The organism is Kribbella endophytica (assembly GCF_054781295.1).
Genome location: NZ_BAAGUR010000001.1, coordinates 2,178,409 through 2,194,270, shown reverse-complemented (window position 1 = coordinate 2,194,270; position 15,862 = coordinate 2,178,409). Strand labels below are relative to the sequence as shown.

The window sequence follows — 15,862 nt, the reverse complement described above, 5'->3', positions numbered from 1 at the left end:
GGTCGACACCTTGTCAGTGTGGATTCTGAGCGGCCGCGCGCACGATCGATGACCTGAACCGGTCATCCTCGTCGTCGTCATCGTCGTCGTCCAGGTCGGTGACGAGGTTGGTCACCCGGTACAGCGGCGCCGTCTCTCCCCGCAGCCTCGCCTCGAAGTCCGCGTAGCTGACAGTCTCCTCGGCCACCGGACCGCCGTCGGCCAGGAACTGCTCCAGCTGCTGGTAGTCGGACTCGAACATCGTCAGATAGGCGACACCCCGCGGTGTCTGCTCCACCTCGGTCTCCCGGACAGCCCGGACCTCCCCGCTGCGCCGCAGGTCCTGCTTGACCAGGTGTACGTCGTACTCGACCTCGACTCGGGCGGTGACCACGCGCCCCTTCTCGAACCGGCTGCGCTCACGCCGTACGCCGCGGCCGTCGTTGGTCTGGTCGGCCAGCTGGTCGCCCGCCGTCACCCCACCCGTCGCCCCGCTGCCCGCGTCCTCCAGGTTCGCGCCGCCGTCCACCGGGAGCGACCGGCCGGAAGTCACGGTGTGGGTCACCGTGTGCTGGCTGCGGTTTACCTCACCGATCTCGACGCTGTCGACCGGGCCGCCGATCAGCTGCGCACCCACCACCGTCGCACCGACCCGGACCTCGACCGACTGCGACGCGTAGCCGGGCAGCGGCAACCGCAGTACGGCGAACCCGTCCTGCTGCGCCATCCGGCTGAACGACGCGTTCAGCGTCGCCGTCGAGAGCATCACCGCGAGCTCGGGCCGGTGCACGCGCATGCCGGCCTGGCCGAGCAGCTTGGTCAGCTCCTGCAGGACCAGCTCGGACAACTCGTTGCTCTTGGCATCTTCCACGAAGTACGCGTCCGGTACTCCCCGCTCGTTCAGCGACCCGTTCGGCTGGTCGTCGGTACGACGCGGCAGCGCTGGACTGTCGGTCTCCGGCAGCATCCGCAGCGGGATGAGCTGCACCACCTCACCGTTGAGCGTCACCGGTGCAAGCGGAGTCAGCGGCGACTCGCTCCGCGACAGGGCGCGGCCGACGCGGTTCCGCGCCGGAGTCGCGGTGGCCCCGGGCGCGACCTCGACGGTGAACTTCAGGCCGCGCCGGACCCGGTGCTGCCCGTCGAACGTCGCGATCCGCTCCAGCCGGGTGGTCTGCTCCCCGACAGCGACTGCGGTGGAGCCGGTCCGGTCAGTGCCCGCAGAACCTGTCCGGCCCTCCTGCAGACTGCCGTCGACGCCCGCACCGAGTGACCGGCCGCTGGTCGCGCTGGCTGTGCGTTCGTCGTACAGGTAGCGCTGGACGATGCTGATCGTCTTCTGGGTGGTCCCTAGCGAGACCGCCTCGTCGGTGAACTCGGCCCGGATCCGCAGGCCGACCTGCTGCGCGCCGAACTGGCCCGGCTGTCCGACCGGGTAGGTGCGGGCGAAGCCGTCCGGGCCGAGCATGTCCTCCAGCCGGCCCCACCAGCGCTTGCCGACGAAGTCGGCGGCGAGCGCTTCGGCCAGCAGCGGATCGCTGTCCGGTGCGATGCCCAGCTGCTCGCTCACGAGCGCCCGGACCTTGTCGAACAGCGCTACCTGGTCCCCCTGCTCGGTGACCGAGGCCTGCTCGACCAGGCTCGATCCCAGGTTCTCCTTGTAGTGCTGGGGAATCTCGACCGTCCTGGTCGCGTCGACGCGCTCGGCCTGCTCCAGTACGAGGTCCAGCTGCGCGGACTTGCTCCGCGGGGTCGGCCTGCCCCGCTGCGGTTCCAGCTTCTCCAGCAGGGCTCGTGCCGTGTGCGAAGCCGACACCGGCGGGACCTGAACGCCTGCGGCCTCGGCAGTGGCCAGCGCGGCCCGGTACTGCCGCACCAGCCCAGTGGCGAGGCGGCGGTCCAGCTCCAGACTGCCGTTCAGGTACCGCTCGACGGCGTCCGCGACCTGCGCCAGCGGCAGGGTCAGCTCGCCGTCCAGGTGGAAGCGCAGGACGTCCCGCTCGGCGACCTGGAAGACCACAGTCGCGTCAGCCGCGGCCGGCTTGCCGTTGGCGGTCACCGCCAGGCCGGCGGTCCCTGCGAACAGGTAGTGCCGCCCGACCTCGATCGTCAGCCGCTCGACGCCGGCGATGGTCTGGTCCGTACGCGAGGCCGAGGTGTTCGTCCCGTATTCCCCCGACAGCTTCCCGCCCCGGCCGTCGCCGTTCGCACCGACGCTGGCCGACGTCGAGCCGCCCGTACTCCGGCCGGCCGACAGGCCATGGCTGGTGAGGGCGAGGTTGATGTCCCCGACCACCGCATCACTCGTACCGAGCAGGACCACGTCACCGATCCGCCCGTGCACCGCCAGGCTGCCCCGGGTGGACACCGGCCCGGCGCCTCGGACCAGCGCGTCCGTGCGGTACGTCGTACGGGCCCACTCCGGATGGGCCAGCAGGTGCCGCGGGTCGAGGAACGCCGCCAGGTGGTGCCGGGCGGTCGGGTCCTTGCCGCCTAGCTCCTGGACCAGCCGATCCAGCTCATGGGTGTCCAGGGCAACCAGCGTCGCCCGGTCGAGCACCTGGTCACTGACCGGCCCGTCGCTTACCTGAGTGGGGGTGACCTCGGTGGAGGGCAGCAGGTCGGTGTCGACCAGAATTCGCGCCGACGTTCCCGGCGTACCGCGGTGCAGTACGACGGGCTCGGCGCCGAGCTCGGTCACCTCGAGTCGATGCGGTACCTCGAAGGCGGCGACCGGCGAGCGGCTCTCGACCAACGTGACCTGGTTGACCGTGCCGCCGGTGAACCAGCCCATCACCCGGCCGAGCGCCTGGCGGCCGTACGACACGCCCGACGACGCGGTCGCGCCGCCTGGTCCGTCCTGGGTCAGTCCGAGCGGGGACGCCCTCCAGGGCAGGGACTTCGACCAACCGTCGGTCCGGCTTGCGGAGTCGGAGCCGATGTTGAGCGTCACCATCGCTTCGTCGTTGGTGACTCCGACCGCGGACGGCGGGCCGGTACGGAGGTTGATCCGCAGAGTGAGGGTCTCGGCCGCGTGGCCGGTGACCGGCTTGGTCAGCGTCACCAGGATGCCGCTCTGGACGGCGATGTCGTAGCCGGCTTCGAGCCTATTGATCGACAGTTGGGTGCGCAGCTCGGTCAGGTTGAGCAGCTGTCCTTGGCGCAGCAGCGGGTCGGTGGTCATCCTGGCGAGGTCCGGGTTGCCCTGGTCGTCGAGCGGCGGCAGGTACCCGCGCTCGGTCAGTGGTTCGGTCAGGTCAGCGAGCGCCTGCTCTCCGCCGGTCACCTGCTGAGCCAGCCCGGGGCCTGCACCGGTGAGGCGACCTGTACCGCCTGCTAGCCAGTTCGGCAGCTCCAGCCGACGTCCGGGGACGTTGACGCCGGTCCGCGGGTCTCCCCGCAGTACAGGCACGCCGTTCTCGAGCATCCGGTTGCCGCTCTCGTCGTGGACGAACGCGCTCTCCGCGACCGGCAGACCGTGCCGGTAGGCGTCGTTGGTGTGCAGCCGGACGAGGGCCTCGGTGTCACCGGTGACCGTGCCCTGCGACTCACCGTCCAGGACCAGAGTCACCTTGTGCTCGAACACCATCCGGTAGCCCTGCGTCGGCCCGGTGTAGCGCTGTACGCCGACGTGGATGCCGACGCCGCCACCGCTCTGCGACTCCGACCGGTTGAGCGACCGGCCACCGGTGGCGGACGGCCCGAGGTCGATGCTGGTGTCGCCGAGGTCGGTCAGCGCCTGCCCGCCGTACCCGACTGTTGCGTTGAGGGTGGTGCTCGCGGAAAAGTTCTGCTGGCCGCTGGCGTTGCTGAAGCCGACGCGGACGCGCTCCTGCCAGTGCGCCGTACTGGTGTCGCCAACCAGTTCGACCTGCTCGTAGCGGGCCTCGGTCCTGACCTCTAGGTGGCCGACCGGGCGGCCATCGGCCTGCAGCGGGCGGATGAGCGACTGCTCGGTGCTCTCGGCCAGCCTGGACGGGAGGTCGTTGGTGATCGCCGACTGGATCTGCTCGCGCAGGAGCGAGGCTTGGTCGCCGAAGCGACTCAGCTGGTCGCCGTACTCGGACAACACCTGGTCAGTGAGGCTCTGCAGGCCGTCCAGCGAAGTCAGGGTGTGGTTGGGCAGGCGGCCGGACGGTGCTGTGCCGTTGGTGAATGTTTTCGTCGGAGCGAGCACGGTGTAGGCGTGCGAGGCCCACGCGCGCAGCCGATTGACGTCCTTGCCCTGACCGCGGTCGACAGTGACGTCGGCGAGGAGACGGTCGGGCTCGCCGGGGCGTCGGGCCTGGACTTGCCAGCTCGCCTGGCCGGCGTATAGGAGGGACTCGCCTCGGTTGTCCTCGACAGCACCGTCCTGGCCGTACTGGGCGCCGTTGGAGGTGACCGAGCGCCCCCAGCCGGAGCTCTGCTCGCCCTTGACCGCTACTAGCTGGCCGATGGCGTTCACCCACGAGTGCTCGCCGAACAGCTGCGTCAGCATGCTCAATCCGAAGGCGCCGCTTGCTCCGACCTTGCCGTTCTGCGTGATCCCGAACCTGCGCGACGGCTGCGGCAGAAGCCCGAGCATGGTCTCCGACGCACGCGTGGACGGGTCGAGCACCTCGATCAGGTCGGACACACTCAACCGAAACCGCAGCTCAATCGGGCGCGCGTGACCGACCCGCAGAGTCGCGCCGTCGGTGGTGACCGCTTGCCCGAACTCCGCGTTGAGCCGATGCTGGAGGCTGCCGGGGGTGAACCGGTGGTCGACGCGGTTGGCTGCGAGGACGGCGTTCGCCTGGTTGGTCAGCGCGGACAGATGCGGCAGCCAGTCGGTCGGCATGAGACTCGAGAGGGCGATCAGCGGCGGTGCTACTGCGGCGAGGCTCTGCTCGTACGCCGTGAGCTTGTTGACCAGGTCAGCCGCTTGGTTGGCCCGCTGCTCCGCCGTCATGGACGCGGCGGATGCGTGCTGCTCGGTGGTCAACGCTGTGTCTGCTAGTAGGGAACGGTAGCCCTCGGCAACGGCCTTGAGCTGGTGACGTGCTTCCTCGTACGCCGCGGCGACCTTCTGGTGCCACGCGCTGACCTCGGCGTGCTTGGCCGCCTCCTTGCCGGCCTGGTGCGCTCGCGCGAACCGGCCCGAGTCCGCAGCCTGCAGCGCTTCGGCCGCGGTCTGCTCGGCCTGCTGGGCAGACTCAGCTGCCCGGTCGGCTGCCTCGGTCTTGGCGGCGATCCGGCGATCCAGCTCGTCCAGCTGCCGCTGAAGGTCGTTCACCTGGTCCGCGACGTCGGCAACGAAGGCGTCCGTCGTGCTGGCCTGCTGCAACGGCCCAGCGATCCACGGAAGCTGCGGCGGCGTATGCCGCGGCCTGATCGCCTCAACCAGGCCCTCGATGTCCCGGCGCAACGCGGCGATCTCGGCGTCCGTCCGCGCCTCGGAGAGCTGCCGACTCAACAGCCGGAACTCGTTGAACTGCGCCGCCACACAGAGATCGACAGTGTGCGCCGAAGGCCGCCGAAGCAGCCGCCGCAACCGACTGCGCGGAGCAGCCTTCTCCTGCAGCGTATGGCTGATCTCGTGCACCCACGCCCGAGTCAACTGATCAGCAGCCAGCGTCGGTGCGATCCGCACGAGATGAGGCCGACCCACCGTCCCCTCGCGCACAGTCGTCGCAGCAACCCGTCCAGCAGGCACCGCAGCACGGCTCACCCTGAAGTACTGCGGCCCATCGCCAGTCTGAACAACGACAACCCCTTCGGCAGCCTGCCCCGGCCGCCCAACGATCAGACCACCAAAGTCACCCTCGCTCGCCGCCAAAGCAGCCCGAACCGCCTCACCAAGCGAGCCCGAGCTCGCCTGGCTACTCCCCTCAGCAACAAACCGAGTACCACCAACCTCCGGCGCATGCACCGTCCGCCCCGCCCCAGCAGGACCGTCCCCACTCTGCTCAGCAGTCGCCTGCCCAGGGGTCGCCGGCTCGGCCGCCGCCGGACTGGTGGTCGCCGACCCCGTGCCCACCTGCTCGGGTGCCGCCTGCTGGGAGGTCGCCGGCCCAGAGCTCGCCAGCTCAGGCGTCGCCTGCTCGGTAGCAGCACGACTGGTGGCCGCCGGCCCCCTACTCGCCTGCTCAGGCGTCGTCTGCTCGGTGGCCGCCGACGCGGCAGGCGCCTGCTCGGGTGTCGCTGGCCCGGTGCTCGTCGGCCGGCCGGCGAGGCGGGCTGCGCGGGCGGCGATCCGCTCGGCGGCGCGACGTACGGCCGCGACATCGAGCGGGTTGTCCGAGGACGGCGCAGTGGTGGGCAGCGTCGCCTGGTAGTGCCCACCGCCCTCCAGCGGGATCGCACCTGGCGGGAGCTGCGCCGGTACGTCGGCGGCAGGCCCGGCCTGCTCGGCAGGCCCGCGCTGCTCTGCCTGCGGGGTTTGCTCAGGCTGCTCGACCGGCCCGGCCAGCTCGGCGTGCTCGCCCTGCACGGTCTGCTCGCCCTGCACGGCCTGCTCGCCCTGCACGGCCTGCGCGGTCTGCCCGATCTGCGGGGTTTGCTCAGCGCGCTCGGTCGGCCGGGCCTGCTCGATCTGCTCGGTCGGCAGGGCCTGCTCGGCCGGTACGGTCGGCACGGTCGGCCGGGTCAGCGCGGTCTGCCCGGTCTGCCCGGTGGGCTGGGTCTGCCCGGTCTGCTCAGCAGGCTCGGTCTGCTCAGTGGGCTCGGTCTGCTCGGTCTGCTGAGGCTGCTTGGTCGCCTCCGGCGCGGCGGGCTCCGGTGCGCGGTGGCGACCACCGGGCAGGTCGGTGCGGACGTCGAGGTCCGAGCGGTCGGGTGCCGGAGCAGCAATCTCCTCGGGGCGATGCCGGCCGACGTACTCGGTCGCCTGCTCCTTGGCGTGGTGGCGTCCGGTCGACTCGTCCGCATGGTGCCGCCCGGTCGACTCGTCGGCGTGATGCCGCCCAGTCGACTCACCTAGGTCGTGCCGCCTAACCGACTCATCCGCATGGTGGCGTCCGGTCGGCTGATGCTCATGGTGCCGGCCGGTCAACCCGTCCGCGTGATGGCCCCGGGGCGACTCGTCCGCGTGGTGCTGCCCGGTTGGCTCGTCGGCGTGGTGCTGCCCGGTCGACTCATCCACGTCGTGCCCAGCCGACTCGTCCACGTGGTGGCGACCGGTCGATTCATCCACATGGTGTCGTCCGGTCGACTCGTCCACGTCATGGAGTTCGGTTGGCTCGGCGGCGGGGTGGCGTCCGGTTGGTTCGGCGGCGTGGTGCCGGCCGGTTGGCTCGTTGGGGGCGACGCTCAGTGCGGGGAGGATCAGGCCCTGCGGACTGCCTGCCACCTTCCACAGGCGGTTGGCTTCCTCCAGGGCCTCTTCGAACTGGGTCTGGACCAGTGCTTGGGACTCGGGCGTGCCGTGGAGGGTGTGGTGGTCGACGGCGTTTGCGGCGGACGCCAGGTGCTCTAGGGCGAGCAGGCGTTCGGCCAGGAGCGGCTTGCCGGTGGGTTCGGCGACCAGGCGGCGGATTGCCTGCTCGACGGCGGCGCGGGCCTGGGCGGTCGGGCCACCCACCACCCGCCGGCCTGCCTGCGGGTCCACCGCGCCGAGATCCGGGAACTCGCGCCGTACTCCATTGCTGTCGGCAACTTGTTCGTACAGGCCGATCGCGTGCGCGAGGTTCGCCTTGAGGTCGGCCAGCGGACCACCGCCGCGACCGAGGGCCTGGAGTCGGTCGATTGCGGCGGACAGGCTGTCGATCGTTTGCAGCAAGCCGATTCGCTCGGCCCTGGCGTCGTGATCGAACGGGCTCTCCGGCCGACCGGGCGGCACATTGTCCAGCTCCGCCCGTCGGAGCGCGGAGCGGACGAGGTCCGTGTTGTGGGACTCAGTCCCGTCGACGACACCGGGCACCAGCACAGGGCGCGCACGGCCGGTGATCTCCTCCGCTCGGCTCGCCAACTGCTCGACCAGGTAGCGGCTCACCGCCCGCTGCTCCAGCAGGCCGACCCGGTCGACGGCCTGCTTGGCCAGCACCTTCTCCAGCTGGGCCTGGAGGTCGATCTCGGTCCGGCGGAACAGGTAGCGCGCGACCGGCGTACCGATCATCGCTCCGGCCGCACCGGCAACAGTCAGTACGACGCCGAGGTCGGGCAGGTCGAAGATCAGGTCGAGCCCGATCGCGCTGACCGCGCCGCCGAGCGCCGCGGCGGCCACCTGGACGGCGTACGCGGTGAACGACGACTGGCCGGACGGCCGCGGCGCTACAGGCGGGGCGGTCGGTGCAGGCAGGCTGCGGTCGGCGGCGCGGGCCGCCAGGTCTGGCGGAGCGCCGACCAGTTCCTCCAGCTGTCCGGTCAGCTGCCTCAGCTCGGCCAGACGGGGCGTGATGATCTCGGCGAGTGCCTCGGCCTGCGCGGCCTCCTGCTCGTCGCGCGCCCACTGCTTGCGGGCGTCGTTGGCGGCCTCCTCGCGGTTGATGAAGTACTTGTCCCCCATCGCACCGGCCACCGACCCGAACAGCCCGGGCCCGATCGCGTTCAGCAGCCCCTCGACCTGCGCGCTGACGTGCCGCGCCAACTCGGTCGGGTCGACGTCCACCGCCTGCTGGCCGCCGACGAAGACGCGACGAGCCGCGGCGGAGACGTTGTCGATCAGCTGTACGGCCAACGTGATCCGGAACGGCGGAGCGCCGGGGATGGGCGGCTGGACGGGCGTGACGCCGGCGGGCGGTGAGGCGACCGGATCGGTCGGCGAAGAGGCAGCCGGATCGGTGGTGGGCGGGGACGCAGCCGGGTCGGTGGTCGTTGGGGAGGCAGCCGGGTCAGTGGTCGACGAGGAGACGACTGGGTCGGTGGTCGGCAGGGAAACCGCCGGATCGGTGGTCGGGTCGATGCCCGATCGGAACGCGAGGGCTGCCAGTACGCGGTTGAGGCGGGTCTGGAGTTCGGTCAGCTCGATGATCAGCTGGTTCGAGTACAGGGCCGGGTCGGACAGTCTGATTCGTTCGGTCGCGTCGACTCGGCGGAGGCGGAAGTCGAGCTTCTTCACGTCGACCAGGCGCTCGGCGAGGGACTTGGCGAGTGCCGAGGAGGCGATGACGAGGGCGGTTGACAGCGCCGGTACGCCGAACAGGGTCAGCGCGCCGGCGACGGCGGCCGTCGCGAGGGTCGGCGTCGTGTGGCGTACGAGGTAGTTGCTCCACTTGGTTGCCCTTGGCATCCGAGTTAGCGGCGGGCGGGACTGCTCCGGTCCGTCGAGCAATCCGTGCAGGCCTGGGTAGTCGAAGTCGCGCTGCGCGCGCTCCTCGGTGTACGCCGGCTTCTTGCCGGGCTGCTTCTGGGCGTCGAGGTAGCGCTCGGACATCGAGCCGACGAGGGCGTTCACCATCGTCGGAACCGCGATGCCGAGGCCGACCAGTGGGTTGCCGGTGAACACGGCCGCCGCCGTACCGATGACGATCGACGACCAGCCCGAGCTCAGCACCGCCTTGGCGACGTAGCCGCCGCGGCTCACGCGATCGTCGCCGAGCACCTCGCCGCGGTCGGCCACGCGGTCGAGGACGGCGCGTTCGTCCTGGGTGAGCAGGGTGCGCAGTAGGTCGGCGTTGGGCTGGCCGTCGACCACCCCCATGGAGAGCGCGAGTTTGCGGATCTCGGCTTGGAGGAGCGTACGGCGGAGTTGGTCGGCCTGCTGCTGGGCGTGGTGCTCGTCCAGGCCGTACTGACGGAGCTCGGTGCGATCGCCGATGTCTGCTATCTGCTGGACCGCGTCGATGTGCGGAGTGCTGTCGGGGCGGAACACTGCGGGGCCGTCGGTTTCGCCACGCACGATCGCCGCCGACTCGGCCAGTACCCGCGCGAGCAGGGGCGCCACCTCGTGCGGGGTGAGTCGGTCGGAGAGTTGTAGGTCGACGGTGGGGGTGCCGTCGACCCGGACGGAGTACTCGAGCTGGATCCCCAGCTGGAGAGGGCCGACGCGTTTGACGAGCCGGAAAGTCTGTCCGGTATTGGTCTGGATCAGGTAGACGCCGTTGCCCTCGTGCTGGACGGAAGCAAGCTCGACCGCCAGCTGCCGAGGGTCGTTGCTGAGGGCATCAAGCAACACGCTGGAGTGATGGCTGACCAGCACCCACCCCGGGAGGAACCGCTCCAGCCTGTACGCCGGGTTGGCGACCTGATTGCTCGACCCGGCGGGATCGGCCGGGGCGGCCGGACCAGGCTCCGCACCCGAGGACTCCGGGTCGGCCGGGGCCGCGGGGTCGGCCGGGGCCGCCGGGTCGGCCGGGGTCGCCGGGTCCGCCGCTGTCGCTGGGGTCGCCAGGTCTGCCGGGGTCGGCGGGGTCGCCGGGTCTGCCGGGGCGGGAGCCTGGAGGTCCGGAACTGCTGGAACCTCCGGGGCGAGGTGGGTTTCGGGAGTCGTCGGCGCGCCGGGGGTGGTCGTCTCACCCGGGGGCGTCGAGGTGGTCGGCGCAGCCGGGGGCGTCGGGGTGGTCGAGGCACCCGGGGGCGTCGGGGTGGTCGAGGCACCCGGGGGCGTCGAGGTGGTCGTCTCACCCGGGGGCGTCGGGGTGGTCGAGGCACCCGGGGGCGTCGGGGTGGTCGAGGCACCCGGGGGCGTCGAGGTGGTCGTCTCACCCGGGGGCGTCGGGGTGGTCGGCGCAGCCGGGGGCGTCGGGGTGGTCGGCGCAGCCGGGGGCGTCGGGGTGGTCGGCGCAACTGGGGGCGTCGGGGTGGTCGAGGCACCCGGGGGCGTCGAGGTGGTCGTCTCACCCGGGGGCGTCGGGGTGGTCGGCGCAGCCGGGGGCGTCGGGGTGGTCGGCGCAACTGGGGGCGTCGGGGTGGTCGAGGCAGTCGGGGGCGTCGGGGTGGTCGAGGCAGCCGGGGGCGTCGGGGTGGTCGTCTCACCCGGGAGCGTCAGGGTGGTCGGCGTACCCGGCGCGGTTGGGGTGGGTGCGGTTGTGGTCGACGGACTAGTCGGGGCGTGCGGCGTGCTTTCTGGGGTGGGTGCGGTGTCGGGGGTTGTGAGGGGCGGAACGGGGCTGGCGGGAGTGGTCGGGACGCCGCCTTGATCGTCGTCGTCGGGGCGGTGGAAGAGGTTGTCGGTGCCGGGAGCGAAGACGTTGATCTGCGGAGTGGAGTAGCGGGCGAACTTCTCGCCGCGGGCGTTGACGAAGCTGCGGCCGCCGGTCCAGACCGTGCGGCCCGTGGTCGGGTCGGTCACGATGTAGGTGATCGTGACGCTGTCCGGGCGCACCTGGCCGGGCGGGAAGATCACGGTGACCTCGACGTGGCGGCCGGCGTCGAGCCAGGCCGCGATCTCGTTCTCGACCTTCTTGAACGCGCCGGTGTTGAGGTTGCCGACCTGCGGGAAATAGTTGCCTGGCATGACCTGCTTGAAGAACCGCCAGGCCAGGGCGTGCCCGCCCTGGTCTCCGCGTACGCCACGCCCGCGGGCCTCGCGGCGGGCCGCCGCGTCGTCCGCGTTCCGGCCGGAGCCGTCGTAGGCACGCTCCAGCTTCGCCTGCACCATCCGCGGCGTGCCGTTGGCGTCGTACCGCCAGCGCGCCTGATTGGGGCCGTAGGACTGCCAGGTTGTCCACGCCGGCTGGGACGTCGCCGCGGGCGCGTTCGGGTCGGCTGGGCCGAACGGGACCGACGAATCGAACCAGGGGTTGCCGTCGCCGATCGACTCGTTGCCCGGCTGCGCGGGTGGATCGACCGGCCCCAGCGGACCGTCCTGCCCGAGTGGATCGACCGGTTCCTGCGGACCTTCCGGGTGCGCCGGCGGGTCGGCCGGTGCCTGCGGGCCGTCCTGCGTGGGGGCTCCGGCCGGGTCCTGCGACCCGTCGACAGTGTCAGGGGTGTTGTTGGTGGCGGGCTGCGAGTCGGCGTTCTGGTCCGCGGCAGTGCCCTCGGGATCGGAGAGGTCCGTAGCGTTCTGGTCGGAGTCCGCTCGGTGGGCACGGGCGCCTTGCTGTGAAGCAGAGTTCTGGGAGCTGCCCGACTGGTTCCCCGAGGAAGTCTGATTGCCGGCGGAGTTCTGGGCACTCGCCGTGTTCTGGGCCCCCGCCGCATTCTGGGCGCCCGACGGGTTTTGGGTGCCGGCGGCGTTCTGGGCGCCGGCGGCGTTCTGAGTGGCCGCAGGGTTCTGAGAGCTGGCCGCGTTCTGGGTGCCCGCTGGGTTCTGGGCACCCGCTGGGTTCTGCGCACCCGCTGGGTTCTGGGTACCGGCTGGGTTTTGGGGACCAGCCGCGTTCTGCGTCCCCGCTGGGTTTTGGGGACTGGCTGCGTTCTGAGTGCCCGCCTGGTTTTGGGGACCGGCCGCGTTCTGGGTAGCCGCTGGGTTCTGAGGGCCGGCTGCCGTATGTGATGCGGAGCTGGCCTGTCCGCCGGGCGGTGCTTGGGCAGGTCCGGAGGCCTGCGCTTGGGAGGGGGCGCCTTGGCTACCGGCCGAAGCGCCGACGGGTGGGGTGCTGGTTGCGCCTTGTGGTGCAGGGCCGGACGTAGAGCCCTGAGTTCCGGTGTTCTGGCCGACCTCGGAGGAGGATTGTTGCCCAGGGCTACCAGTGTTTTGCTGGTTGGCACCTGGGTTCTGTGCAGCCGGCTGGTCGGGGCCTGGCTGGTTCGAGGTGCTGGAGGGATGGCCGCCCGAGGCGGTTCCGCCCGGCGCGACCTCTGCGCCGCCCGGGCCGCCGCCGACCGCCGCCGGGATCGGCGGGTGGCCTCCGCCGGGCATCTGCGGCAGCGTGAACCCGTTGCCGCGCAGGAAGTTCCCGGTGGCGACACCACCGTTGAGGGCGGCGATTCGTTGGGAGGCTAGAGCTCCGGCCAGTGGTGCCTGGTTGACGATGGCGTGGCCGTAGTCGCTCAGCGTGGGGAGGCGACCGTCGGCGAGCGACTGGACCGTCGTACCGGCGACTGGCGACGTGATGCCGTTGACCACGAACGCGCTGGTCATCTGTTGGACGGTGCGGGTCATTCCGGGCGGTGCGCCCAGGCGGTTGGTCAACCGGGCCGCCGGAATCGAGGCCGCCTGCCCGAGTGGTTTCAGGACCGGCGCAAGGCCCGCGCCCAGCACGCCGGCGCCGCCGCTGATCAGCATCTGCTTGATGTTGTAGCCGTTCTGGTAGCCGCCCGCGATGCTCCTCGTCTGTGCGTAGAAGTCGATCCCGATCTCCTCGACCCCTTCGGCCAGGAGCTCGCCGGCGAACTTGAGTGCGTGCGGGACCACCGCGGCCGGCGCCTCCATCGCCGCGACCGCCGCGCGGCTGTAGCCCATCAACCGCAGCGCCAACTGGCTGGCGAACCGGCCCATCAGCAGCCCGGCGCCGGGGAACATCGCCAACGCGGCGAACAGGGCCGCGTTCACGACCAGTTCGGCGATGATCGAGTTCCGCAGCGCGGCGATCTGGCCGGCGAAGTCGCGGCACAGCTTCTCCATGTCGCGGTAGACCTGGACCATGGTCTGGTAGTCGTCCAGCGTCCTGGCGACGTTGCGCTGGTAGATCGTCCCGGCCGAGTCCGGCCAGACGCCGGGCAGCTCGTTGTTGGCCGCGGCCGCGGCGGCAATCATCTCCTCCATCGCCTTGGCAGCCGAGCCCCAGTCGTTGGCCAGTTGCAGTACGACGGCCTCGTCGGTCGACGGCCAGATGTTCTCGTCCAGGTAGGTCCGCAACCACAGCCACAGCTCGGTGGTCGGTTCCGGGATCGCGCCGGGCACGGTCAGCAGCCCGGGTCAGGAGTGGTCACGCCTGCTCAGAGGTCGCCGACCGAGCGCATCCGCGCCACGTCGCGCTCGGCGGACTCGACGTACTTGCCGACCATCTCGCTGCCCTGGCTGCCCATCCCGCCGACGTTGCCGCTCGCGGCGTCCGAGGCCTGCTGGATCGGCGGCTTCGCCGGGTTGTAGGTCTCCCGGAACCTTGTGCTCAGCGTGTCGAAGCCGGTGGTCGATCCGAGTTCGCCGACCCGGATGGCAGCGCTGAGCAGACTCCAGCGCGACCCGAAGTCGGTCCCGGCCTGCTGCAGCCGGCGCATCGCCGCGCGGGTCTCCTCGGGATACATGTCGATGTCGCCGACACCGCCGAAGTTGATCGGGCCCTGGCTCATCACAATCCTCCTCGGCGGTGCTTGCGCAGTTCGGCGTTCAGCGGTTCGAAGGCCAGGTCCGACGGGTCGCTCAGACCGCCCGGAAACAAGGACGACAGCTGTCCGGCCGCGGTCGCCTGTGCGTCCGCGACGGCCGCGTTGATCACGTCGCGGACGGACTCGGCCAGTGCGGTGGCGTCCGCGGCCCGGTAGATCCTCGGGTCGAGGACGAGCTCGCGCACTTCGCCGTACAGGCCGACGGTGGCCTCGATCAGGCCGTCGTCGGACTGGGCCGTGCCCGCGGTGTCCTGGCTGACCGACCGGTACTCCCGCAGCCGGCGGTCGGCGGCCTCCAGCTGGCCGAGCAGCGACTGCCCGGCGCCGTTCTCGTCGCGAGACCTCATTCCGCCTCCTCAGTCCGTTGGTCCTCGCCCACTATTCCCGCCGTACGAGCGGCGAACGGGAGCTGACCTCTTCCGGCCACAGCGTCCGAAGCGCAGACGACCTCCGGGACCCTCGAGGGGTGAAGACGAGGTGGCGCGTTCCGGTCCTGCTGATCTCGGCTGCCGTCGTGCTGTCGGGCCCGATGGTCGCCCAAGCCTCGGCGGCTCCGCCTCCCGGTGCCTGCAGCAATCCCGAGCCCGGGCGGCCGGTCGAGCGGTTGTTGCCCTGGGCCCAGGAAGTACTGAAACCTCAGCGGGCTTGGCCGTTCAGCACCGGCAGCGGCGTGACCGTCGCCGTGGTGGACTCCGGGGTCGACGCCGATCATCCTCAGCTACACCGCGCGGGCAAGGTGCTGCGCGGGCGCGACTTCTATCTGGTCGGCGCGCTGCCCGGCAACTTCGACTGCGTCTCCCACGGCACCGGCGTCGCCAGCATCATCGCGGCCGACCAGGCGTCGGGCGTTGGTTTCCAGGGCGTCGCGCCGGGCGCGCGGATCCTGCCGGTCCGGGTGAGCGAGCGGGAGGCCGGGCAGAACGGGCAGGCCGAGCTGATCGACCCGCAGATCCTTGCCAAGGGCATCCGGTACGCCGTCGAGCAGGGCGCCCGGGTGATCAACCTGTCGATGTCGGGCGACCAGGACCAGGCGCCGGTTCGCGCCGCCGTCGCGTACGCCGTACGCAAGGACGTCGTGGTGGTCGCCGCGGTCGGCAACCGCCAGGGCGATGTTCCCGGCGTACTGCCGTCTTATCCCGCGCAGTACCCGGGCGTGCTGGGCGTCGGCGCGATCGACAGCAGCGGCGCGCGGTTGCAGGCATCGCAGTTCGGTCCGTACGTCGACCTGGTGGCGCCCGGCGGCTCGGTGCTGGCGGCGGCGCGGCGGACTGGTCACGCGTACTCCGATGGGACGAGTTTCGCTGCGCCCTTCGTGGCCGGGAGCGCGGCGCTGGTCAGGGCGGCGTACCCGAAGATGAATGCCCAGCAGGTCATCCAGCGGTTGAAGGCGACCGCTACTCCGGCACGTGGGGGCGCGGACAGTCAGCAGTACGGCGCCGGAATCGTCGATCCGTACCGTGCGGTGACGGAGGCGATGATCGGTACGCCGGCGCGCGACCTGGCGCCGATGCAGGCAGCGCCGCCGGACCACGACGCGCTCGCACTGGCGGCCTGGTGGCGGAACATGGGGTCCGAGGCGCGCTGGATGACCGGGCTGGCGCTCGCGGGCGCGGGCGTCATCGTGGTCGGCAGTGCGCTGCTGGTCGCCGGTCGGCGCCGGCGGTGGGCCGCGGGACGGACGGAGATCGTCCGCCGCCGCCCAGCCGCCGACGCCGAACTGCCACCCGAGCGCCTGTTCGCCTGAACCCCAACGCAGCAAGGCCCCGGC

The 15,862-nt window shown here is 71.3% G+C and carries 4 protein-coding genes; 1 reads left to right on the top strand and 3 read right to left on the bottom strand.

What is annotated here, in order from left to right; all coding sequences use genetic code 11:
- Window positions 1–13 precede the first annotated feature (13 nt).
- Genes ACYVIO_RS10390 through ACYVIO_RS10380 form a run of 3 tightly spaced genes read right to left on the bottom strand, consistent with a single transcriptional unit; the run spans window position 14 to window position 14,441 of the window.
- Window positions 14–13,669, bottom strand: a complete 13,656-nt coding sequence (locus ACYVIO_RS10390; RefSeq protein ID WP_460650459.1) for a WXG100-like domain-containing protein — start codon at window positions 13,667–13,669, stop codon at window positions 14–16.
- Between the two features lie 35 nt (window positions 13,670–13,704).
- Window positions 13,705–14,058, bottom strand: coding sequence for a hypothetical protein (locus tag ACYVIO_RS10385; RefSeq protein WP_460650458.1), 354 nt, complete (start codon window positions 14,056–14,058; stop codon window positions 13,705–13,707).
- On the bottom strand, window positions 14,058–14,441 hold the full coding sequence (locus ACYVIO_RS10380) for a YbaB/EbfC family nucleoid-associated protein (protein ID WP_460650457.1): 384 nt from the start codon (window positions 14,439–14,441) through the stop codon (window positions 14,058–14,060). Before ACYVIO_RS10380 ends, ACYVIO_RS10385 begins: the two co-directional genes overlap by 1 nt.
- 119 nt (window positions 14,442–14,560) lie before the next feature.
- On the opposite strand from ACYVIO_RS10380, the gene mycP reads away from it, so the two are divergent.
- Complete coding sequence (gene mycP, locus ACYVIO_RS10375; protein WP_460650456.1) at window positions 14,561–15,838, top strand: type VII secretion-associated serine protease mycosin; 1,278 nt, start codon at window positions 14,561–14,563, stop codon at window positions 15,836–15,838.
- Window positions 15,839–15,862 lie beyond the last annotated feature (24 nt).